This window comes from Colwellia sp. BRX8-4 (genome assembly GCF_014077345.1).
In the GTDB taxonomy this organism is placed as follows: Bacteria; Pseudomonadota; Gammaproteobacteria; order Enterobacterales; family Alteromonadaceae; genus Colwellia_A.
The window spans coordinates 381,393-402,204 of the sequence record NZ_JACGVS010000001.1 but is presented as its reverse complement, the minus strand read 5'-3'; the positions used below and the strand labels follow the sequence as shown (position 1 = coordinate 402,204).

At 38.6% G+C, this 20,812-nt stretch carries 18 protein-coding genes; 5 read left to right on the top strand and 13 right to left on the bottom strand.

From position 1 onward, the window contains the following. Positions 1-152: 152 nt before the first annotated feature. The 5 genes from purE to H4J56_RS01740 form a co-directional block, all read right to left on the bottom strand. Positions 153-656 (bottom strand): 5-(carboxyamino)imidazole ribonucleotide mutase, encoded by a 504-nt coding sequence (gene purE, locus H4J56_RS01760; RefSeq protein WP_070375268.1) that lies wholly within the window; start codon positions 654-656, stop codon positions 153-155. Between the two features lie 38 nt (positions 657-694). Then, positions 695-1,270, bottom strand: coding sequence for a topoisomerase DNA-binding C4 zinc finger domain-containing protein (locus H4J56_RS01755; protein WP_182243351.1), 576 nt, complete (start codon positions 1,268-1,270; stop codon positions 695-697). 75 nt (positions 1,271-1,345) lie between these two features. Further along, positions 1,346-1,819, bottom strand: coding sequence for a DUF494 family protein (locus H4J56_RS01750; RefSeq protein WP_070375270.1), 474 nt, complete (start codon positions 1,817-1,819; stop codon positions 1,346-1,348). A gap of 9 nt (positions 1,820-1,828) precedes the next feature. Further along, positions 1,829-2,986, bottom strand: coding sequence for a DNA-processing protein DprA (dprA, locus tag H4J56_RS01745; protein WP_310733822.1), 1,158 nt, complete (start codon positions 2,984-2,986; stop codon positions 1,829-1,831). A 57-nt stretch (positions 2,987-3,043) separates the two neighbouring features. Then, the gene (locus H4J56_RS01740; RefSeq protein ID WP_182217480.1) at positions 3,044-4,141 is read right to left on the bottom strand and encodes a LysM peptidoglycan-binding domain-containing protein; all 1,098 of its coding nucleotides are present in this window, start codon (positions 4,139-4,141) and stop codon (positions 3,044-3,046) included. Positions 4,142-4,265: 124 nt separating this feature from the next. Here H4J56_RS01740 and def point away from each other — a divergent pair, with 124 nt between their 5' ends. The 4 genes from def to trkA are packed head-to-tail and all read left to right on the top strand — an operon-like array spanning position 4,266 to position 8,538. Then, positions 4,266-4,775 carry a peptide deformylase gene (gene def, locus H4J56_RS01735; RefSeq protein ID WP_070375272.1) on the top strand — a complete coding sequence of 170 codons (510 nt, stop codon included), beginning with the start codon at positions 4,266-4,268 and terminating at the stop codon, positions 4,773-4,775. A gap of 35 nt (positions 4,776-4,810) precedes the next feature. Continuing rightward, positions 4,811-5,803 (top strand): methionyl-tRNA formyltransferase, encoded by a 993-nt coding sequence (gene fmt, locus H4J56_RS01730; RefSeq protein ID WP_182250785.1) that lies wholly within the window; start codon positions 4,811-4,813, stop codon positions 5,801-5,803. Then, the gene (gene rsmB / locus H4J56_RS01725) at positions 5,803-7,104 is read left to right on the top strand and encodes a 16S rRNA (cytosine(967)-C(5))-methyltransferase RsmB (protein WP_182258763.1); all 1,302 of its coding nucleotides are present in this window, start codon (positions 5,803-5,805) and stop codon (positions 7,102-7,104) included. Before fmt ends, rsmB begins: the two co-directional genes overlap by 1 nt. 54 nt (positions 7,105-7,158) lie before the next feature. Continuing rightward, entirely contained in the window at positions 7,159-8,538 is a 1,380-nt protein-coding gene (gene trkA / locus H4J56_RS01720) for a Trk system potassium transporter TrkA (protein WP_070375275.1), read from the top strand. 82 nt (positions 8,539-8,620) lie between these two features. Here the strand turns inward: trkA and H4J56_RS01715 are convergent, their stop codons facing one another. From H4J56_RS01715 to H4J56_RS01695, 5 genes are all read right to left on the bottom strand, one after another. Continuing rightward, positions 8,621-10,072, bottom strand: coding sequence for a TrkH family potassium uptake protein (locus H4J56_RS01715; RefSeq protein WP_070375276.1), 1,452 nt, complete (start codon positions 10,070-10,072; stop codon positions 8,621-8,623). A gap of 107 nt (positions 10,073-10,179) precedes the next feature. Then, entirely contained in the window at positions 10,180-10,539 is a 360-nt protein-coding gene (locus tag H4J56_RS01710; protein ID WP_182222570.1) for a 5-carboxymethyl-2-hydroxymuconate Delta-isomerase, read from the bottom strand. Positions 10,540-10,573: 34 nt separating this feature from the next. Next, positions 10,574-11,191 (bottom strand): YigZ family protein, encoded by a 618-nt coding sequence (locus H4J56_RS01705; RefSeq protein WP_182258762.1) that lies wholly within the window; start codon positions 11,189-11,191, stop codon positions 10,574-10,576. Positions 11,192-11,223: 32 nt separating this feature from the next. After that, on the bottom strand, positions 11,224-12,543 hold the full coding sequence (pepQ, locus tag H4J56_RS01700; RefSeq protein WP_070375279.1) for a Xaa-Pro dipeptidase: 1,320 nt from the start codon (positions 12,541-12,543) through the stop codon (positions 11,224-11,226). Between the two features lie 56 nt (positions 12,544-12,599). After that, positions 12,600-14,519, bottom strand: coding sequence for a transglycosylase SLT domain-containing protein (locus H4J56_RS01695; RefSeq protein ID WP_182222567.1), 1,920 nt, complete (start codon positions 14,517-14,519; stop codon positions 12,600-12,602). Between the two features lie 320 nt (positions 14,520-14,839). On the opposite strand from H4J56_RS01695, the gene tusA reads away from it, so the two are divergent. Further along, positions 14,840-15,100, top strand: a complete 261-nt coding sequence (gene tusA, locus H4J56_RS01690; RefSeq protein WP_182222566.1) for a sulfurtransferase TusA — start codon at positions 14,840-14,842, stop codon at positions 15,098-15,100. Positions 15,101-15,160: 60 nt separating this feature from the next. On the opposite strand, the gene glyS is transcribed toward tusA, so the two are convergent. From glyS to gyrB, 3 genes are all read right to left on the bottom strand, one after another. Then, on the bottom strand, positions 15,161-17,227 hold the full coding sequence (gene glyS, locus H4J56_RS01685) for a glycine--tRNA ligase subunit beta (RefSeq protein WP_182250791.1): 2,067 nt from the start codon (positions 17,225-17,227) through the stop codon (positions 15,161-15,163). 2 nt (positions 17,228-17,229) lie between these two features. Continuing rightward, a complete protein-coding gene (gene glyQ / locus H4J56_RS01680; RefSeq protein WP_182258761.1) occupies positions 17,230-18,150 on the bottom strand; it encodes a glycine--tRNA ligase subunit alpha in 921 nt (306 codons plus the stop codon). 211 nt (positions 18,151-18,361) lie between these two features. Beyond that, a complete protein-coding gene (gene gyrB / locus H4J56_RS01675; RefSeq protein ID WP_070375292.1) occupies positions 18,362-20,806 on the bottom strand; it encodes a DNA topoisomerase (ATP-hydrolyzing) subunit B in 2,445 nt (814 codons plus the stop codon). Between the last annotated feature and the right edge of the window lie 6 nt (positions 20,807-20,812).

Here is a 20,812-nt window from a genome sequence, read left to right as displayed (position 1 = left end):
CCTTTGGTCTAATGGGGGAATTGGGGTATTCACATTCGATCGCAGTAAATATCTAGCGGAATATTTATATTTTAGCTAAACAAAAGTATCAGGGTAAATTTTGGACATAAAAAAACCAGCAAGTAGCTGGTTTCTCAAATAACACATAAAATTTATGTTAATTTTTCTTGCATCGCTTCATCTTTTGCAAGTAAAGCAATAACATTAGCAGCGCGTTCTGCTTTTACTTTTTCTGCAATAGACGGATCAGCAACACCTAATATTTGTGCGGCTAAATAACCCGCATTTTTTGCACCAGCTTTACCAATAGCAACTGTTGCAACCGGTATTCCACCAGGCATCATAACCGTTGAAAGTAAGGCATCATGACCTTGTAATGGTCCGTTATCAATTGGAACACCAATAACTGGACGTGTGGTCATTCCTGCAACAGCACCGGCTAAATGAGCCGCTAAACCTGCAGCACATATAAAGACTTTACAGCCACGTTCTTCGGCATCTTTTACGTAAGCTTTAGCAGCATCAGGGGTTCTATGTGCTGAACGAACACGTACTTCATGTTCAATACCAAATGTTTTTAAAACGCTGATGGTTGCTTGCATAACAGGTAGGTCAGAATCTGAACCCATTAAAATTGCAACAAAAGTTGATGACATTTTGTCTCTCCAGAAGTTTAGTTAAATAATTGCGCGTATTATATCTCTTTACGCTTATAGGTGCATTTCTTTTCTGGACAGATTATGACGTTACCACTCGCCATTTTACGCTTCACTAATATCGGCCAATGGCATTCAGGGCAATTTTCAGCAACGGGTGGATAATTAAGGACATACTTGCATTTAGGATATTGTTCACAAGAATAAAATGTTTTGCCATAGCGATTGGTACGCTCAATTAATTCGGCTTGCTTACCCTTTTTCTGGCACTGTGGGCAAGCTACGCCAACATCTTCTTGACCACTAGTATCTTCAATATGATGGCATTGGGGATAATTGGAACAACCGATAAACATTCCATATCGCCCTTGTTTAACCGCAAGTTCATGTTGGCACTCTGGGCATTCAGTTCCAGCTAAAATTTTATCTTCGACACGTTCGTGTTCGACAACTGGACGAGTGAAATCGCAGGCAGGATAGGAAGCACAACCAAAAAACTTTCCCGACTTACTATTCTTTATAACAATTTCACTGCCACATTCTGGGCACACTTCATATGCTTTTTCTAAAGCATGTTCGTGCTGTGAAAATAAGGGTTTATCAGAATTAGGCATAATGCAATCACTAGAATATTGTTAACGTTATTATGCCACGATTAGCCAAACTTAAGCGAGTTATACGATTGACACTTAATGTAATGGGCCTTCTTGCTCATCAAAAATAAGATCTTCCATTTGCGAGTAAGCATTTTCTTTACCTGGCACGTTAAATAACACCATAAGTACCACCCACTTTAAATCATCAATCGAGAAGAACTTAGTATCTAACTCCATCACGCGGTCAATAACCATTTCTCGTGTGGTAAAATCTAGGACATTCACTTGCTCTAAAAATAAAAGAAACCCTCGACACTCGACATCAAGTAATTGCATTTCATCATCAACATAGACACGTACTGAACGACGCCCTACTCGCGTTAAATACGGATAAGCATCGGTGTCTTGAAGTGCTGCTAGCTTTTCTAACCAACTTAGCGCTTTATATATTTCGTCTTGATGAAAACCTGCTCGGGTAAGTTCATCCGTTAATGACTCATGATCCACCATAATTTCGGCTTCACTATGTATATAGTTTTCAAAAAGATACATCAGTATATCAAACATAATTAGCCCCTATTTTACTCTTAGGTAACCCCCTGGAACCGAAGCAACCAGACCTTTAAGCTCTAACATTGTTAACCGAGTTAGTACGACATCTATCGGTAATTTGCTTCGTGAAACCACCATATCTACGGGGGTGATCTCATAACCCACACTAGCTAACAATGAATCGTTAAACAAGTGTTGTTTTTGACTTTTTTCTAAGCGTTGTTCTTTCTCTTTGTTTATCGTTAAGTGTAGACCTCTTTGTGGCAGTAGATCTAATTCATCAACTATATCGGCAATATTATCGACAAGTTTAGCACCTTGTTTAATCAGCCAGTGACACCCTTTAGCTTGTGGGTTATTAATGGTACTTGGGATAGCAAACACGTCACGATTTTGTTCTATGGCACAACGAGCGGTTACCAAAGAGCCACTTTTAATAGTGGCTTCAACCACCAGCACCCCCACACTTAAACCACTAATCAATCTATTTCGTTTGGGGAAATAACCTGGCTTAGGTGGGGTGTTTGGAGGAAACTCACTGATAATAGCACCGTCATTGTCTAGAATGTTTTTTGCTAATAATCTATGTCTTGCTGGATAGACCTGATCTAAACCGGTCGCGACAACCGCGATGGTTTTACCTCCTGCCGATAACGTCCCCTGGTGAGCGGCGCCATCTATACCTAGCGCTAAACCACTCGTGACCACTAATCCAGCATTTGCTAACTGTTGTGCAAATTTAAACGCATTCTCTCGACCATTAATACTGGCATCTCGGCTACCGACCATCGCAATTTGCATTTGGTTTAATAGGCTAATATTTCCTTGGGCAAATAAAACCAATGGCGGATCATAAATTTGCTTTAACTGTGAAGGGTAACGAGAGTCAACAAAAGGAATAATGGCACTAATACATCGTTCAGTGGCGGCAATAATTTCAGAAATTCTTTGCCAATCAGGAGATCTAATCGCCGCTATCTGTTTTTGAGTAAGGTTTAATGATGACAGTTCTTGTGAGGAATGAAAAAGTTGTTCTACTCCAAAGAGTTCAACAAGTCTTAATTTTTTATCGATAGCTAGGCGTGGTATAAGCTTAAGCGCCAGCCAAAAGTGACTCGCGCTTTTCTTTTTATACTCATCACCCTGTTGAGGGATAACAGCTAAATTATACTTTATTGTCACTGTCTTCTCCCTAAGTACAGCGGTTTTACTTGTAAATTAAGATGAATTGCCTGTTGGTTAGTTTTCCACGGGTGAAGTAATAATATCTTGTAATCGAAGCGGTTTACTTGAACGCATAACGAGCGCTAAACTCACTTGCTGATACACTTTAAAAATCATCATTTCGCCAACAACCTCTTCTGGCATTTTATAATCAGAGCTCTCAACATTTGCCATACGATTCCACCGTGAAGCATCTTTGCTATACGTTGGGCCGTTACTTGTTTCAACAACACCTGGGCTGATTCGTTTTACCGAAACAATATCTCCTTGCTCAACGGCATGTTCGGCGCCACGATTAATCATTACGACGTCGAGTTTTCCAAATTCACTTAACCCACTCATACTGTTGATAATTAGTCCACGTAACGACTTAGTCGCTGGCTTTAGACTAAAAAATGACGGGTATTGTTGGTTTTCATTGACGGGCAGAATGAAATCACCGGAACGAATCTCTTCTTTAACGCCATCGACATACAAGGTAGCAGGCACTTTATTGTCAATATCACCGGTGCGTAAGACTTTTCCGGTACCTACAACACTAATGTTGTAGCCTAAAAGTTCTTGTGTTTCAGGGTCATAAATAGGCTTTTCTTTCTGATATATACCATAACCTTTGCCTAACTCTAATTCGCCGTTTACATAGAGATTAAAGCCGTCAATACTAGAGTTATAACCTTCATCACTCCCTAGTATATAAGGGAGCTTTGCAATGTCATCTTCAGATAAAATGCTACTGTAATTAATATAAGGCGCAATCACGTCCAAGGATAAACTTGAAATAGCAGATTGATCTTTTAATTTAACTCGTGCTCGGGGCGACCATTTAAGTTCAGGCTTTCCTCGCACTAACATTGGTTGCCCTTTTTCGTCAAAAACTAAACGAAGCTCGTCACCAGGATAAATTAAATGAGGATTATCAATATCAGGATTCAATCGCCACAACTTTGGCCAGAGCCAAGGCTGCTTGAGAAATATTGCTGAAATATCCCACAAAGTATCCCCCTTTTTAACAAAGTAAGATTTTGGGGCATTTTTATTTAATGTTAACTCATCAGCAGTAACCAATACTGAAAAAGACAAGCAGAGTATTAACAAAAAACTACGTATTAGCATGATAGTTCGCCTATTAAACAGATATATTAAGCTTTTAGCCTAAACCACTATTATTAATTATATTTAATAGCTAAAATTGAAACATAACACTCAATGCGATATTTCGCGAATTATTTGAATATTTATGACTATTTTAAACGTACTTAGATTTCCTGACGAACGCTTGCGCACTAAAGCGTTACCTGTAGAAGATATTAACAGTGATGTACAACAAATAATTGATGACATGTTTGAGACCATGCGAGAAGAGAACGGTGTTGGTTTAGCTGCCACCCAGGTCAATATCCATCAACGTATTGTCGTCATTAATGTTTCAGAAGACGAAGACCAGTCTTATGTCTTGATTAACCCAGAAATAATTAGCCATAGTGATACAACCGAAATCAATGAAGAAGGTTGTTTATCTGTGCCCGGTTGTTACGCAAAAGTTGACCGTTACACAGAAGTTACCGTGAAAGCGCTCGATCGTGAAGGACAAGCCTTTACCTTAAATGCAACTGAGTTACTCGCAGTTTGTATACAGCATGAATTAGATCATTTAGATGGTAAGTTATTTGTTGATTATCTATCACCATTAAAACGCCAGCGGATAAAAGCAAAACTAGAAAAAGAAGCTCGTTTAGCCAACAATTAATTATTGTTTTTATTAATATAATTCGGAATAAAACTTTGTCAAAAGCTCTTAAAATTATTTTTGCTGGCACGCCAGACTTTGCTGCACAACATCTGGCGGCGCTAATTAACTCTCATCATGAAGTGGTCGCGGTTTACTGTCCACCCGATAAACGTGCTGGACGTGGTAAAAAGCTAACCGCTTGTGCTACCAAAGAACTCGCTTTATCGCATGGTATTGTTGTTGAGCAACCAGTTAATTTTAAAGACGCTGGCGATCAAGAAAAGCTAGCCAGTTATAATGCTGATATTATGGTTGTTGTCGCTTACGGCTTATTATTGCCAATGGTTATTTTAGAAGCTCCGCGTTTAGGCTGTGTAAATGTACATGGCTCGATATTGCCAAAATGGCGTGGCGCCGCACCTATTCAACGTTCATTAGAGGCCGGTGATAAAGAAACAGGTGTGACGATTATGCAGATGGACAAAGGTTTAGATACCGGAGACATGATAGCTAAAGCAACCTGTGAAATTACTCAACAAGATACTAGCGCCACACTCTATGAAAAATTAGCGGATATCGGCCCTATTGCTTTACTAAGCACGCTTGATTTAATGGCTGAGAACAAGCATAGCGCCGAGCCTCAAGATAATAATTTAGCTAACTATGCGGCCAAACTTGATAAAGATGAAGCAGAATTAGATTGGCAATTACCCGCTGTAGAACTTCATCGTAAAGTTCGTGCTTATATGCCATGGCCAGTTGCACAATTTACCTTTACTGATGAAAAAAATATCGAACATCGTATTCGGGTTTGGCAAGCCAGCTATACTGATGAGGCTCATGGTTGCCTGCCTGGCACAATAATTTCGGCAAATAAAAACGGCGTTACTGTTGCTACAACTTCAGGTTCACTGTGCTTAGAGTCATTGCAATTACCCGGTAAAAAGCCAATGCCAGCGCGTGATATTTTAAACGGAAAAGCACTATGGTTTGCTGAAAACAGCCATATTAATAATTTAACTGCAAACAACATGAGTGAACAATAATGGCGACTAATATTAGAGCCCTAGCGGCAAGGTGTTGTTTTGCTGTTGTTGATAAAGGCAGAAGCCTTAGCGATGAGTTACCCAAAGCTCAAGCAAAAGTAGAAGGGAAAGATAAAGGACTTTTACAAGAACTTTGTTACGGCGTTTTACGGTATTTACCGGCACTTGAATATGACTTACGCCAGCTAATGGATAAGCCATTAAAAGGTAAACAACGGGTTGGCCACTTTCTTATTCTAGTGGGCATATATCAAGTAAAGCATACGCGTATTCCTGACCACGCGGCGGTAAGTGAAACAGTAGCAGCAACAAAACCTTTAAAGTGCGACTTTTTAAGAGGTTTAATTAATGGTGTCTTACGTAATGTTCAACGTAACCTAGCCAAAGACGATGCAGCAGAAATCGCAGCGAAGTTACCTGATCCAATAAAATATTCACACCCAAGCTGGTTTATCAAAAAGGTACAAAACGCTTACCCTGATCAATGGCAAGAAATTCTTAATGCTAATTTAGAGCGACCGCCGATGTGGTTAAGAGTCAATCAACGCCACCATAATGTGACTGAATATTTAGCTTTACTCGAGCAAGCAGAAATCCCTGTAGCACTCGTTGACGATAAATCATCAGCGATTAAACTCATTGCTGCTGTAGATGTTAATAAGCTTCCTGGCTTTATTGATGGTTGGATCTCAGTTCAAGATGGTGCGGCTCAACAAGCCGCGATATTACTCGATACTCAAGCGGGTGACTTTGTACTTGATTGTTGTGCTGCCCCAGGCGGTAAAACTTGCCACATTCTAGAATTAACCCCTGACTTAGCAAAAATGACGGCCATTGATATTGAAGAAAGTCGTTTATTAAGAGTAGAAGAAAACTTATCGCGCCTTAACTTATCAGCCGAGGTAATTACTGCTGATGCTGCTTCACAAGAATGGTGGGATGGACAACTTTTTGACCGTATTTTACTCGACGCCCCCTGCTCGGCTACCGGTGTAATTCGTCGCCACCCCGATATAAAATGGTTGAGAAAAGCAGAAGACATTGAAAAACTGGCAATATTGCAGCAAAAAATATTAAAAAACATTTGGTCTTTACTTAAACCTGGCGGTATTTTGCTTTATGCAACCTGTAGTATTTTACCCGAAGAAAATATTCAACAGATAGAAGAGTTCTTATCTGAGAATAACAATGCTAAATTAGTACCAATAACAAATGAAAAAACCGACATAGGCTGGCAAATTTTGCCAAATGAGCAATCAATGGACGGTTTTTATTACGCTAAATTAGAAAAAACAATATAGGCTCTGATGATCTTTCAACCTTGCCGCTTAAAGACTAAAAATGAAAGTTAACTTATGAAAATAATAATAATTGGCGCAGGGCAAGTGGGCGGAACATTAGCTGAAAATCTTGTTGGTGAGCGTAACGATATTACGCTCATTGATACCAATGCAGAAACCTTGCATGAATTACAAGATAAAATGGACTTGCAAGTTGTTATTGGTAATGGCTGTCACCCTGATGTATTAAAGCAAGCGGGTGCAGAGGATGCCGAGTTGGTTATCGCGGTAAGTAGTGATGATGCAACGAATATGCTCGCCTGCCAAATTTGTTATACTTTATTTAACACCGCAAATAAAATAGCCCGAATTCGTTCATCACAAATATTGCGCTACCAAAAAGAACTCTTTCAATCAAAAAACATACCCGTAGACCATGTTATTGCTCCAGAACAATTAGTTACTCGTGATATTGCGCGTTTAATTGATTACCCTGGCGCACTACAAGTCTTAGAGTTTGCACAAGGAAAAGTCAGTTTAGTTGCCGTAAAAGCTTATTACGGGGGGTTATTGGTTGGTCATGCCCTGTCAACTTTGCGCGAGCATATTCCTAATGTTGACACACGAGTAGCGGCTATTTATCGTAACGGAAAACCTATCCGTCCGCTGGGTACTACCGTTATTGAAGCAGATGATGAAGTGTTTTTTATTGCTGCCACTATCCATATTCGTGCGGTAATGAATGAACTGCAAAAACTTGAAGCCTCATATAAAAGAATTATGATCGCTGGCGGTGGTAATATAGGCGCCGGCTTAGCTAAAATCTTAGAAAAAAATCATCAAGTTAAACTTATTGAACGTTCACCAAAGCGTGCGGAATACTTAGCCTCTGAGCTCAATGATACCTTAGTTTTTATTGGTGACTCTTCCGACCAAGAACTGTTACTCGAAGAACATATTGATCAATTCGATGTGTTTATTGCGGTCACCAACGACGATGAAGCAAATATTATGTCATCTTTGTTAGCAAAACGCTTAGGTGTACGTAAAGCGATGGTGCTAATTCAGCGAAGTGCTTACATAGATTTAGTACATGGCAGCGATATCGATATTGCCGTATCACCGCAACACGCTACTATCTCGGCATTATTGACACATGTACGCCGTGGTAGTATTGATAACGTATATAGCTTACGTGGTGGTGCTGCAGAAGCGATTGAAATTATTGCTAAAGGTGATGAAAAATCTTCAAAAGTAGTCGGCAAAACCATCCAAGCAATAAAGTTGCCGCCGGGGACCACCATTGGCGCCATTGTTAGACAGGATGAAGTGTTAATTGCTCACTCTGACACTAAGATAATGTCAGAAGATCATGTTATTCTTTTCTTAGTCAATAAACGTTATATTTATGATGTAGAAAAACTTTTCCATGTTGACGCGCTAACATTTTATTAAGATAAAAAGTGAATATCGAGACATAAAAAACCCCAGATTTATCTGGGGTTTTTTATGTCTATTATTACACTATACTCTACATCTAAGAGCGCCAGAAACCTGGAGTAAAGAGTACTAATAAAGTAAATATTTCTAATCGCCCAAAGAGCATAGCAACAATTAATACCCATTTACTGAAATCGGTGATCTCAGCAAAATTTGCGGCTACAGCACCTAAGCCTGGACCTAAGTTATTCAGACAAGCAGCCACTGCTGTAAAAGCCGTAATGTCGTCCATACCTGTGGCAAGCAGTAACAACATACAAATAATAAATACCGCAGCATAAGCTGAGAAAAAGCCCCATATCGCTTCAACAACACGATCAGGTAAAGCTTTACGACCTAATTTTATTGTAAAAACGGCTTTAGGGTGTACTAAACGGTTTAATTCTCGTAAGCCTTGTAGATATAAAAGTACCACTCGTACAACTTTCATTCCGCCACCTGTACTCCCCGCACAGCCACCAATAAAACTAGCAAAGATTAAGAGTATTGGCAGTAATGTCGGCCAATCGGCAAAGCTGGTTGTTGCAAAGCCGGCGGTGGTACTAATAGAGACTGACTGGAATAAGGCTTGGTCGAATGCTTCAAAACCATCTTCGTAAGTGCCCGTTGCTAACAGCACAATTAAACAAATGAGCGTTAAGACAAATTGGATAGCAATAAAGACTTTAAATTCTGGATCGAAGAAGTAATTTTTTAAGGAGCGACTGTGCAATACAGCAAAATGCAGCGCAAAATTTACCCCTGCGATCAGCAAGAAAAACACACAAACAAAATTTATCGCGGGGCTATTAAAATAGCCGATACTGTCGGTATGTGTAGAGTAACCCCCGATAGCAATTGTTGAGAAAGCATGACAAATGGCATCAAAGATAGACATGCCTGCTCCCCAATAGCTAATCGCACAGGCAATAGTTAAAAATAAATATATATACCATAAATGTTTTGCTGTATCGGCAATGCGCGGCGTCATTTTTGAATCTTTAACCGGTCCCGGTGTTTCAGCACGGTAAAGCTGCATACCACCAATACCTAGCATAGGTAAAACGGCAACCGCTAAAACTATAATACCCATACCGCCAAGCCACTGTAATTGCTGGCGATACCAAAGTACTGCATGCGGTAAACCATCAATCTCTTTTAAGATGGTCGCCCCAGTTGTTGTTAAGCCAGAAAATGATTCAAAAAAAGCATCTGCAACAGATAAATTAGGCTTGTCTAAGAGCAAAAGCGGCACCGCAGAGAAACTCGCCAGTACTACCCAGAATAAAACGACAATTAAAAAGCCTTCACGTGCGCGCAAGTCACTTTTTTCATTTTTAAACGGATACCAAGCAAGTAAACCTGCAAATAAGCAAAACAGAAATGCAGTCAGAAAGGAGACACCACCACCATCACGGTATAATAGTGCAATTAAAGCAGGCGGTAACATGGTTACACTCAACAGAGCAACCAGTAAGCCAAGAATTCGAATGATATTTTTTATTTGCACGAGTTAATTTTTATTATTCAGTAAAGTCATCGACCACATGTTTTTTGATGATAAAGCATAAAGATAAACACTGCGACTTTAAATCACCTATTTCGTCTTTAATTTATTCAGCTGACACGTTTATTATAAGATTCACGTTCCATATCGACTATTTCGACGCTAATTGAAATTGATTTAATAGCAAAGGAATTTAGATGACTTAACACGAGTTTAGATAGCTCTTGCCTTTGTTCTAAATTGCGACCTGACAGGATTTTGCAACAAACATGAATAAACCTTTGTTGATTATTGCTAGTTTGACTTTCATTTCCCACAGTAAAATATGTAAAGGGTGTTGCTCTTACTTTAATATCAGTCGGAGAAAATAATAAAGACTTAACTGCTCCTGCAAAAACGGCAGACATAATTTCTTTAATATCTAGTTCTTGAGCCAGTTCTTGTGAATATTCGATAATACAATGTGGCATGAAGGTATCCTTTTTTATCTGATATTATCTTATATTACGGTTCAGTAGACCTAAGGGTTAATAACCCGGCAGAAAGCGTTTGTAATTGTTGCTTAACTTTTGTTAGTTGTTCTTCAGGTAACGCTATAATCAATTCTACTTGAGCGGCAAAGTCTTGTTGAATAATTTCACCCTTAGCTTGTTCAACAAAATACAAGACATCGTTTATCTGTCCGTAATCGCACGTTAATTGCTTTTCTACCATAGGAACTTTTGTACTTGTTTCTACTAACAATAATGCTTGACGAACACTGCCACCATAAGCCCGTTGTAACCCACCCGTACCGAGCTTAGTACCGCCAAAATAACGAACAACTATTGCACATAACTCACCAACATCACCTCCTTGTAAAACAGCTAACATCGGTCGTCCTGCTGTACCCGAAGGTTCACCATCATCAGAAGAGCCATAACCTTGGCTATCATCTGGTTTTCCTGTGAGGAATGCATAGCAATGATGGCTTGCTTGAGGATGTAATTTTCGACAGTTAATTAATAGTTCTTTAGCATCTTCGTGGCTTGTACATGGGGAAATAAAACAAATAAAACGACTACGGCTAACGATTGTTTCATCAACAATACTGTTAGCCGCTACTTTGTAAGGTTTGTTCATAAAATATAAAGTCGTAAATATAGTCTTAAGGGTTATTTCAACTCTAATTCACGGGTCATATTTTCGTTATGCAATTGATGAACAATAATATTATCTTCAATACGAATGCCACCAAATGGACGCATAGCCTCTATTTTTTCCCAATTTATCATTTTGCCATTTTTTGAAGCTTTAAGATCGGCCAATAATGATTCAATAAAATATAAGCCTGGTTCAATGGTAAACACTTGATTACTTTCAATAATACGTGAAGTACGTAAAAAAGGATGTTGTTCTGGTGTATTAGCATGAGTACCGCGTTCATCGGCCATAAAGCCGCCAACATCATGAGTTTGTAAGCCTAAATGATGACCTAAACCATGCGGAAAGAAGGTTGAAATAATACCCGTTTCAACTGCTGTATCAACATCAACATTAATAAAGCCGAATTCATGTAAGACATTACCAATATCACGATAGGTTTCAATATGTAAATCTACATAGCTTTTCCCGGGTTTTAAGCCATCAACAGCATTGAGCATCAATTTGTTCATGCGGGCAATCAATTCAGCAAACTTATCTCGTTTAAATGAATAAGTACGTGTTATATCAGAGGCATAACCATTAAAGCTTGCGCCTGCATCAATTAAAAATGAACGATGTGCTTGCGGTACACCGCGGTCTAAAGCGGTGTAATGTAAAATTGAGGTATTCGTGTTCAGTGCAACAATATTGCCATAAGGTGTTTCGTCACCGGTATGATTGGTTGCTTTTAAATAGGCTTGCTGAATATCAAACTCTGACGAGCCTTGCAAGAAAGCGCTTTTTGCCGCTTTATGACCAGTAACAGCAATCGCGTTCGACTTACGTAAACACTCTTGTTCATATTGCGTTTTATAAGCGCGATGATAATGTATGTAATTGAGTAAAGGCTCAGGGTTTATATTTTTAAATCCTAGCGCTTTTGCTACTTCGATATGTTCGCCTATGTAGGCAAAATCGGTTTTATCATAGGGTAGCAATTTCTCAACATCAGTCGCTTTGGTCAGCACTTTAACATCAAAAAAATCATTCCAATAGTCATTAGCTAAAGGTGTAATTTTATGCCAAAAATCAACAGGTTGGTAATAGATAAGTGTTGGTTTATCTTCACCATTAATAATCAACCAGCAATTGGGAATATTCACTAATGGTAACCAAGCTTTAAAATGAGGATTTACTTTAAAGGGGTAACCATAATCATCGAGAAATACTTTAATTTCTTGACCAGAATGAATCACTAAACCTTGTAGATTCTCACGTTTTAAAACAGACTTCGACCGTTGCTGAAGTTCGCTAATATGGGCTGGGTAAAGTGTTGCTAATTTGATCATTGATCGCGCCTCTGAAAATTTTCCAATATCATATCATACTCTTCTAACGTTTGAATTTACTGAGCAATACTCATCGTAAATATCTGATCAAAGAGTGATACATCCTGCCCTACTTTTATTTGATATATTTCTTGATACGCCATAACACTTTTCACATACTCACGTGTTTCTTTATAAGGAATCGTCTCTATCCAAATATCCGCTGGCATAGGCTCCAAGCCTTTTAACCAACTCCGAACACGATACGGACCGGCATTATAAGCTGCTGTAGCAAGCACTTGATTACCATCATGTCGGTCAAGTAAACGCTTTAAATACTTTGTACCTAGCTTTATATTGTCTTTCGCATTCATTAAACGCTTGTTAGTCACTTTACGCTTCTGTAAATGTTTAGCTGTTGCGGGCATAACTTGCATTAACCCCTTTGCGCCTGCGGGTGAGTTAGCATCGGCCATAAATGAGCTCTCTCTGCGCGCTATTGCAAATGCCCAGGCAGGGTTTATTTTGTAAATTCCGGATGAATGCGTTATTTCATCAGCAAATGCTAATGGAAAACGTAAATCAACATCATTCAAATAACCCACTTTAGATAAGGTAAAAATGGCGCGATCAAACCACTGTGCTTCATAAGCTATTCTTGATGCGGCCAATTTTTCTCGATCACTTAACTGCGATAACCAATAATTCCATTCAAGCCGAGCTTGATGAAAACGTCCAATATGGAAGAATTCAAAAGCCCGCTTTGCTGCTGGGTTTTTCAATAAGTCGACTTTTTCAGCATCAGTAATCGCTAATGGATAATTTTGTAGGTTAACACTTTGCTTTATAGCACTTGCGGCAAGGAACCCATAGTAATGACGTTTATTCGCTAGTTCACTTAATACTTCATGCCCTAGTGCTGTTTCTCCAGTTTCAAGTAGGCTACGTCCATACCAGTAGCGCCATTGATTTTTCTGGTGTAATGTTTCAGGTAGTGCCCTTAAATCAGCTTTAATCGCTGGCCAATCTTGAGCTCTAAGTAGATCAGCCATTCTCCATTGCACAATGTTTGTCGACTGCAGTTTCTCATCCACTTTAGCTAGCCATGTCGCTGAGCTTTTATGGTTTTTACTGGCTAACGCAATAGCGAATTTTAAAACAATTTGCTGTTGTTGTGCTTCTGAAAAAGGTAATACTTCGATAGCCTTACTATATGTCTTTAACGCTTTTTCAGAGTCACGCCAAATTAAACGTTTTAAACCATAAGCGGCAATAGAGGCTTCTTTAACAGATTTCTGTGGAAAGCGTTTCATATTGCTAATGTAGGCAGGATCACGTCGCACTTTATGCCATAAGCTGCCTAAATACTGATCTTTTTTTGGTAGTAGTTGAGTCAAATAAGGGATTAAGGTGTGTTTACCGCCATCTGCAGCCAGAGCTATACGTTGCCATATACGTTCATCGGTTCTATAACCTGCTTTTTGCCAAAGCGTAAAAAGTGGATCACACACTTTCGGCTGAGACTTTCCTACCACCCATAGTTTAGTGACTTCAGGTAAAATTTTTGACTCCGCCACGCCTGATTGTAATTGATAACGATAATACTGACAGGTTAATTCCACATCAGAGGTCGGCTTAAAGAAGTCCTGAAATAATAATGCGTTGTCTTGTTTAGCTAAATAGTTCAGCCATTTTTTACGCAGTGGCCAGTCGAGTGGTGATCCGCGATATGTTTCAAGGAACTGACTAATTTCACCTGTATATGACATATTCATGCCATACATTAATCGTTGCTGATCTAAGTAAGGCTGCAATGGGTAATAGTGTAACTGCTGATACAAGGTTTGATAATGCAATGAATTGGGTTGCCAGACGTACTTTTCTGCTTCTTGAAATGCATCACGAATACTGGTTTGACTTATTGATGTTGTTGCACTAATTGTACTTGAGAGGAAAAGTGAGAATATTATTAACACTGACGATGTTAAACGAAACATAGCGTTACCTTAATTATAAGAAAATTTACTTCCCTTGGCCGTTAATTGACCCGTTCTACCTAAAAATATTTCTGTTTACATCTGTAACTCTACCCTTAACAGACTAGTTAGCAGTTACCCTTAATTTTTCATGCATAGCCCAACAAAGCAAGTGAAATTAGCATTCTGTAATGCTTGATACTTATCATCAATAAATTAGCTTTTAAAGTCGTTACAAGGTAATGATAATTTAGTTTTTATAAATAAAATTTAGTCTTGATACCCTGCTTTCATTTTTTTTGCTAACATTGCCTTATTAATTATCTCCTTTGTATATCACCATGAATAATAACCCTGAAGATGTTTTCAAAAATCCCGACCATTTATTAGATGCTGTTGGGTTACGTTGCCCAGAGCCCGTCATGATGGTAAGGAAATCGATTCGAAAAATTTCCGCTCAAGAAACTTTATTAATAACGGCAGACGACCCTTCCACAACTAGAGATATACCCAGTTTTTGTCGTTTTATGGATCATGAACTTATCGCCCAACAAACTCATGAAAAACCTTTCCTTTATTTGATCAAAAAAGGGAAAGCTTAACACTTTCCCTTTTTAAATATTCAGCACTAATAAGTAAGTGTCGATACGACTAACGCTTACCTATTGTAAAAGTGCAACATCAGCAATCGCAAAGAAACTATTCCTAATTTCATTTAATAGCGTTAAACGATTAGTTTTTATCGCTTCATCGTCAGCCATCACCATAACATTATCAAAAAAGTTGTCTATCGGTGCTTTTAAACAAGCAAGCTCTGTTAATGCCGCCTGGTAATCTTTTGCCAACATCATCGGTGCAATCGTAGCTTTCACTTCATTAAATGCTTCAGCTAACGCTTTTTCTTGTGTTTCAGTGGCTAAATCAGCTTTAAACGTTGGGTAAAGTTCACCGCTAAATTTAGCTAAAATATTACCAACACGTTTATTAGCGGCAGCTAGTGTTGCGGCTTGTTCCAATGATTTAAAGTGACTTACCGCTTTAATACGTTTTTCAAAGTCTAAAGGTTCAGTTGGCGCATTGGCTAATACTGCTTGAATAACGTCAACTGATATACCTTGCTCTTGGTAATAGGCTCTAAATCTACCCAAAACAAAATCAACAACTTGGACATTAACGTTTTCATTTGAAAGTTTTTCACCGTATAAACTAACACTCTCTTCAATTAAGGTATTGATATCTAATGGTAATTTTTTCTCGATGATAATTCGAATCAAACCAATTGCCGCACGACGTAACGCAAAAGGGTCTTTATCACCTTTAGGAGCTTGGTTAATACCAAAAATACCCACTAAGCTGTCAATTTTATCTGCAATAGCGACTGCACAACCAATATTACCTTCAGGTAAGGCATCACCAGCATAGCGAGGTCTATATTGATCTTCTAAGGCTTGAGCAACTTCAGGTGCTTCGCCATCATTCTCAGCGTAATATTTACCCATAGTACCTTGTACTTGAGGAAACTCTAAAACCATATCAGACATCAAATCAGTTTTACTGAGTAAACCTGCTCGTTTTGCTTGTTCCGTGTTCTCGCCTATTTGTCCGGCAATAACTGCGCTTAATGAAGCAATACGTTCAGATTTCTCTTTTAATGTTCCTAACTGTTTCTGAAATAATACCGATGATAAACTTTCTAAACGTGACGCTAACGTTTTGCTCTTATCCGTTTTAAAGAAAAACTCCGCATCTGCCAAGCGTGGACGAATGACTTTTTCATTGCCCTTAATCACTTGAATAGGGTCTTTACTTTCAATGTTGGTTACAAAAATAAACTTATTTAATAACTGACCATTTTTATCATTTACCGGAAAGTATTTTTGGTGATCTTTCATTGAATAAATAAGTGGTTCAGCGGGAACATCTAAAAAGGCTTTGTCAAAACTACCAATTAATATTACCGGCCATTCAACTAAACCAGTAACTTCTTCCAATAACTCATCGTCAATTAATGCAATGCCATCTAATTGCTGAGCGGCTTTATTAATTTCTGACAAAATTAATGCTTGGCGCTCTTGGTAATTAACTTGAACGAATGCCGACGTTAGTTTGTCTTCGTATTCATTTGCATGCGCTAAAGTAACGAAACCTTCATGATGAAAACGATGTCCCGTGACAACATTACTTGAACTTACTTCTAAAGTTTCACCGGCAATGATTTCTGCGCCAAACATTATGGTCAAGGTATGGACTGGGCGAATAAATTGAGTACGAGTACTGCCCCAACGCATAGGTTTAGGAACAGGTAGTTTACTTACCGCAATATTGACCATAGCAGGAATTAACTCTGCTATGGTTTTTCCTGTTTGTGTCGCACGATGTAATAACCATTCACCTTTGTCAGTCTTTAAGCGCTGAGCTTCTTCAACACTAATACCATTGGAACGTGCCCAACCTTGCGCGGCTTTGCTAGGATTGCCTTCAGCATCAAATGCTACATCAATGGCTGGACCCCGTTTTTCAATTTCTTTATCGGCCTGTTTTTCAACTAACTGACTGACCTTTACCGCTAAACGACGTGGTGTAGCAAACCATTGAATATCTTCGTAAGTTAAACCTGCGCTATCTAGTTGATCTTTTATTTGCTGATAAAATGTAACGGCAAGATTTTTTAATGACTTCGGTGGTAATTCTTCAGTACCTAGCTCTATTAGTAGTGTTTCTGTGTTCATTATTATTTCCCACCAGCAGTATTATTATTTTTACAAAGAGGAAAACCTAATTCTTCACGCTTATCGTAATAAGCCTGTGCACAAGCTTTTGATAATGTTCTGACTCTTAGTATATAACGTTGGCGTTCGGTCACTGAAATAGCGTGACGAGCGTCTAATAGGTTAAAGGCGTGTGAGGCTTTCATAACTTGCTCGTAAGCGGGTAATGCTAAACCTGCTGCAATTAACTTCTGGCTATCTTTTTCACATTGATCAAAAGTATTAAACAAAGCATCGACATCTGCATGTTCAAAATTATACGTTGACTGCTCAACCTCATTTTGATGAAAAACATCACCATAAAGTACAGTACCCATAGGACCATCAGCCCATACTAGGTCATAGATACTATCAACATTTTGGATATACATAGCTAAGCGTTCTAAGCCATAGGTTATCTCACCTGTGACTGGCGTACACTCTAAGCCACCTACTTGTTGGAAGTAAGTAAATTGTGATACTTCCATACCGTTTAACCAAATCTCCCATCCTAATCCCCACGCGCCTAGCGTTGGTGATTCCCAGTTGTCTTCAACAAAGCGGATATCATGAACTAAAGGATCAATGCCCAGTTCTTTTAAAGAATTTAAGTATAATTCTTGAATATTTTTCGGCGAAGGTTTTAACATGACTTGGAATTGATAGTAATGTTGTAAACGATTAGGGTTTTCACCATAACGGCCATCAGTTGGACGGCGACAAGGTTGAACATAAGCACTGCTCATTGGCTCAGGACCAATAGAACGTAAAAATGTCATTGGGTGAAAAGTACCAGCGCCGACTTCAAGATCAAGCGGTTGTACGATGACACAACCTTGGCGTGACCAGTAGTCTTGCAACTGAAAGATTAATCCTTGAAATGTTTTTATATTGAACGTACTCATAATTTTCCGATTCATTATTCGTGTGAGTTTTACCGATAACGGCTAATGATATTAAGTATACCGATTGCATTATTATTAACCTAGTAACAAGTTAACAAACTTTGAGTTTTTACTCGGTAATCAATTTACTTTAGCTATTACCGTATTGCAGAATGTTAAAATGCCCAGATTTGATGTCCGGGCATTTATAATTTTAAAATAACGCGCTTAACTATATATCTAAGTTAGCTACATTTAACGCATTCGCTTCAATGAAGTTTCTACGTGGTTCAACATGATCACCCATTAATGTAGTGAACAATAAATCCGCGGCAATAGCATCTTCAATGGTAACTTGTAACATACGACGAGTTTCAGGATCCATGGTGGTTTCCCATAACTGGCTTGGGTTCATTTCACCCAATCCTTTATAACGTTGTATATACTGACCACGTTTAGATTCAGCCATTAACCATGTTAGTGCGTCTTCAAAAGTAGTAACCGTTTTAATTTTTTCACCACGTTTAACATAACCACCTTCTTCAATGAGACCATTGATAGCAGTATTTAAACCAAAAATAGTTTCAAATTCTTTTGAATGAATGAATTCATAACCACAATCATAAATATGATCAATACCATGTTGGCGAACGTTAAAACTTGGATAGTAGATATTTCTTTCTTGGTCATGCTTAATATCTGCAGAATAGATAGAACCATTACCATCTTGTTCGTCTAATTGTGCGACTAAGTCACCAACCCATGCTTCTACTAACGCTTTATCATGAAAATCAGTTTTAACAATTTCTCTGCTGTAGATCATTTTTTCTAATATATCAGCAGGTATTTGACGTGAAACACGCTTAATAATGTCATGCGTTTTACGATACTGTTTCACTAACTGTTCTAAAGCTAAGCCTGAAATAGCTGGTGCTGATTCATTAACATAAATCTCGGCACTATCTAGAGCTAACGTTGTTAAGTACTCTGTTAAGCCGTCATCATCTTTAATGTAACGCTCTTGCTTACCTTTTTTCACTTTATAAAGTGGTGGTTGAGCAATAAAGATATGACCACGTTCCATTATTTCTGGCATTTGACGATAGAAAAACGTCAGTAATAATGTACGTATGTGAGAACCATCGACATCGGCATCGGTCATAATGATGATACTGTGATAACGAAGTTTTTCTGGATTATATTCATCGCGACCAATACCACAACCTAAGGCGGTGATTAATGTTCCAACTTCTTGTGATGAAATCATTTTATCAAAACGTGCTTTCTCAACGTTAAGAATTTTACCTTTCAACGGTAATATTGCTTGGTTTCTACGATTTCGCCCCTGCTTGGCAGAGCCGCCAGCAGAGTCTCCTTCGACAATATATAGTTCAGAAAGAGCAGGATCTTTTTCCTGACAATCAGCTAATTTACCTGGTAAGCCAGCAATATCTAATGCACCTTTACGGCGCGTCATTTCACGGGCTTTACGAGCAGCTTCTCGCGCTCTAGCTGCATCAACAATCTTCATGATAATAGTACGAGCAACAGAAGGTTTTTCTAAAAGGTATTCACCAAGTTTTTCGCCCATCGCTTGTTCAACAGCTGTTTTTACTTCTGAAGATACCAATTTATCTTTGGTCTGCGATGAGAACTTAGGATCAGGAACTTTAACCGATATTACCGCGGTTAATCCTTCACGAGCGTCATCACCCGAAGCACTTGTTTCTGTGCTACCACCTTTCTTCGTTTTATTAAGGCCTTCTTTAACCATGTAACTATTTAGTGTACGTGTTAAAGCAGTACGGAAACCGCTTAAGTGAGTACCACCATCACGTTGAGGAATATTATTAGTAAAACAATGAATACTTTCTTGGAAACCATCATTCCATTGCATAGCAACTTCAACAATAATGCCGTCTTCACGCGCTAAATCAAAATAGAATATTTCTTCATTGACGGGTGTTTTATTGGTATTAAGGTAATCGACGAAAGCTTGAATACCACCATCAAATTTAAAATGGTCTTCTTTGCCTTTTTCACGTTCATCAATTAAACGAATTGAAATACCAGAGTTTAAGAAAGATAACTCACGGATACGTTTAACTAATAAGTCATAGTGAAATAAAATATCTGTGAAGGTATTTTCACTTGGCCAAAAACGTACTTCAGTACCTGTTTTATCACTAACACCAACTTCAGCTAAAGGAGCTTCAGCAACACCTTCGTGATATATCTGCTCAAATAATTTACCTGCTCGGCGAATATTCAGTTTTAGCTTACTACTTAAAGCATTTACTACAGAAATACCAACACCATGAAGACCACCTGAAACTTTATAGCCAGAGTCTTCACCACCGAATTTACCACCAGCATGAAGTACTGTCATGATAACTTCAGCAGCAGAAATACCTTCTTCAGGGTGAATGTCAGTTGGAATACCACGACCATCATCTCTAACCGATACAGAGCCGTCTATGTGTATTTTAACAACAATTTCAGTACAATGACCTGCTAAGGCTTCATCGATAGAATTATCTAAAACTTCAAATACCATATGATGCAAGCCACTGCCATCATCCGTGTCACCAATGTACATTCCTGGTCTTTTACGTACAGCATCAAGTCCTTTTAGAACTTTGATACTGTCTGAGCCGTATTCATTTTCTACTGTCATAGCGTA

Excerpts from the sequence above, each read along its gene's own strand:
- H4J56_RS01755 (WP_182243351.1), bottom strand. The coding sequence starts at position 1,270 with ATGCCTAATTCTGATAAACCCTTATTTTCACAGCACGAACATGCTTTA.
- H4J56_RS01750 (WP_070375270.1), bottom strand. The coding sequence starts at position 1,819 with ATGTTTGATATACTGATGTATCTTTTTGAAAACTATATACATAGTGAA.
- trkA (WP_070375275.1), top strand. The coding sequence starts at position 7,159 with ATGAAAATAATAATAATTGGCGCAGGGCAAGTGGGCGGAACATTAGCT.
- glyQ (WP_182258761.1), bottom strand. The coding sequence starts at position 18,150 with ATGAGTACGTTCAATATAAAAACATTTCAAGGATTAATCTTTCAGTTG.
- gyrB (WP_070375292.1), bottom strand. The coding sequence starts at position 20,806 with ATGACAGTAGAAAATGAATACGGCTCAGACAGTATCAAAGTTCTAAAA.
- H4J56_RS01740 (WP_182217480.1), bottom strand. The coding sequence starts at position 4,141 with ATGCTAATACGTAGTTTTTTGTTAATACTCTGCTTGTCTTTTTCAGTA.
- def (WP_070375272.1), top strand. The coding sequence starts at position 4,266 with ATGACTATTTTAAACGTACTTAGATTTCCTGACGAACGCTTGCGCACT.
- glyS (WP_182250791.1), bottom strand. The coding sequence starts at position 17,227 with ATGAACACAGAAACACTACTAATAGAGCTAGGTACTGAAGAATTACCA.
- tusA (WP_182222566.1), top strand. The coding sequence starts at position 14,840 with ATGAATAATAACCCTGAAGATGTTTTCAAAAATCCCGACCATTTATTA.
- rsmB (WP_182258763.1), top strand. The coding sequence starts at position 5,803 with ATGGCGACTAATATTAGAGCCCTAGCGGCAAGGTGTTGTTTTGCTGTT.
- H4J56_RS01705 (WP_182258762.1), bottom strand. The coding sequence starts at position 11,191 with ATGAACAAACCTTACAAAGTAGCGGCTAACAGTATTGTTGATGAAACA.
- H4J56_RS01710 (WP_182222570.1), bottom strand. The coding sequence starts at position 10,539 with ATGCCACATTGTATTATCGAATATTCACAAGAACTGGCTCAAGAACTA.
- pepQ (WP_070375279.1), bottom strand. The coding sequence starts at position 12,543 with ATGATCAAATTAGCAACACTTTACCCAGCCCATATTAGCGAACTTCAG.
- purE (WP_070375268.1), bottom strand. The coding sequence starts at position 656 with ATGTCATCAACTTTTGTTGCAATTTTAATGGGTTCAGATTCTGACCTA.
- H4J56_RS01695 (WP_182222567.1), bottom strand. The coding sequence starts at position 14,519 with ATGTTTCGTTTAACATCGTCAGTGTTAATAATATTCTCACTTTTCCTC.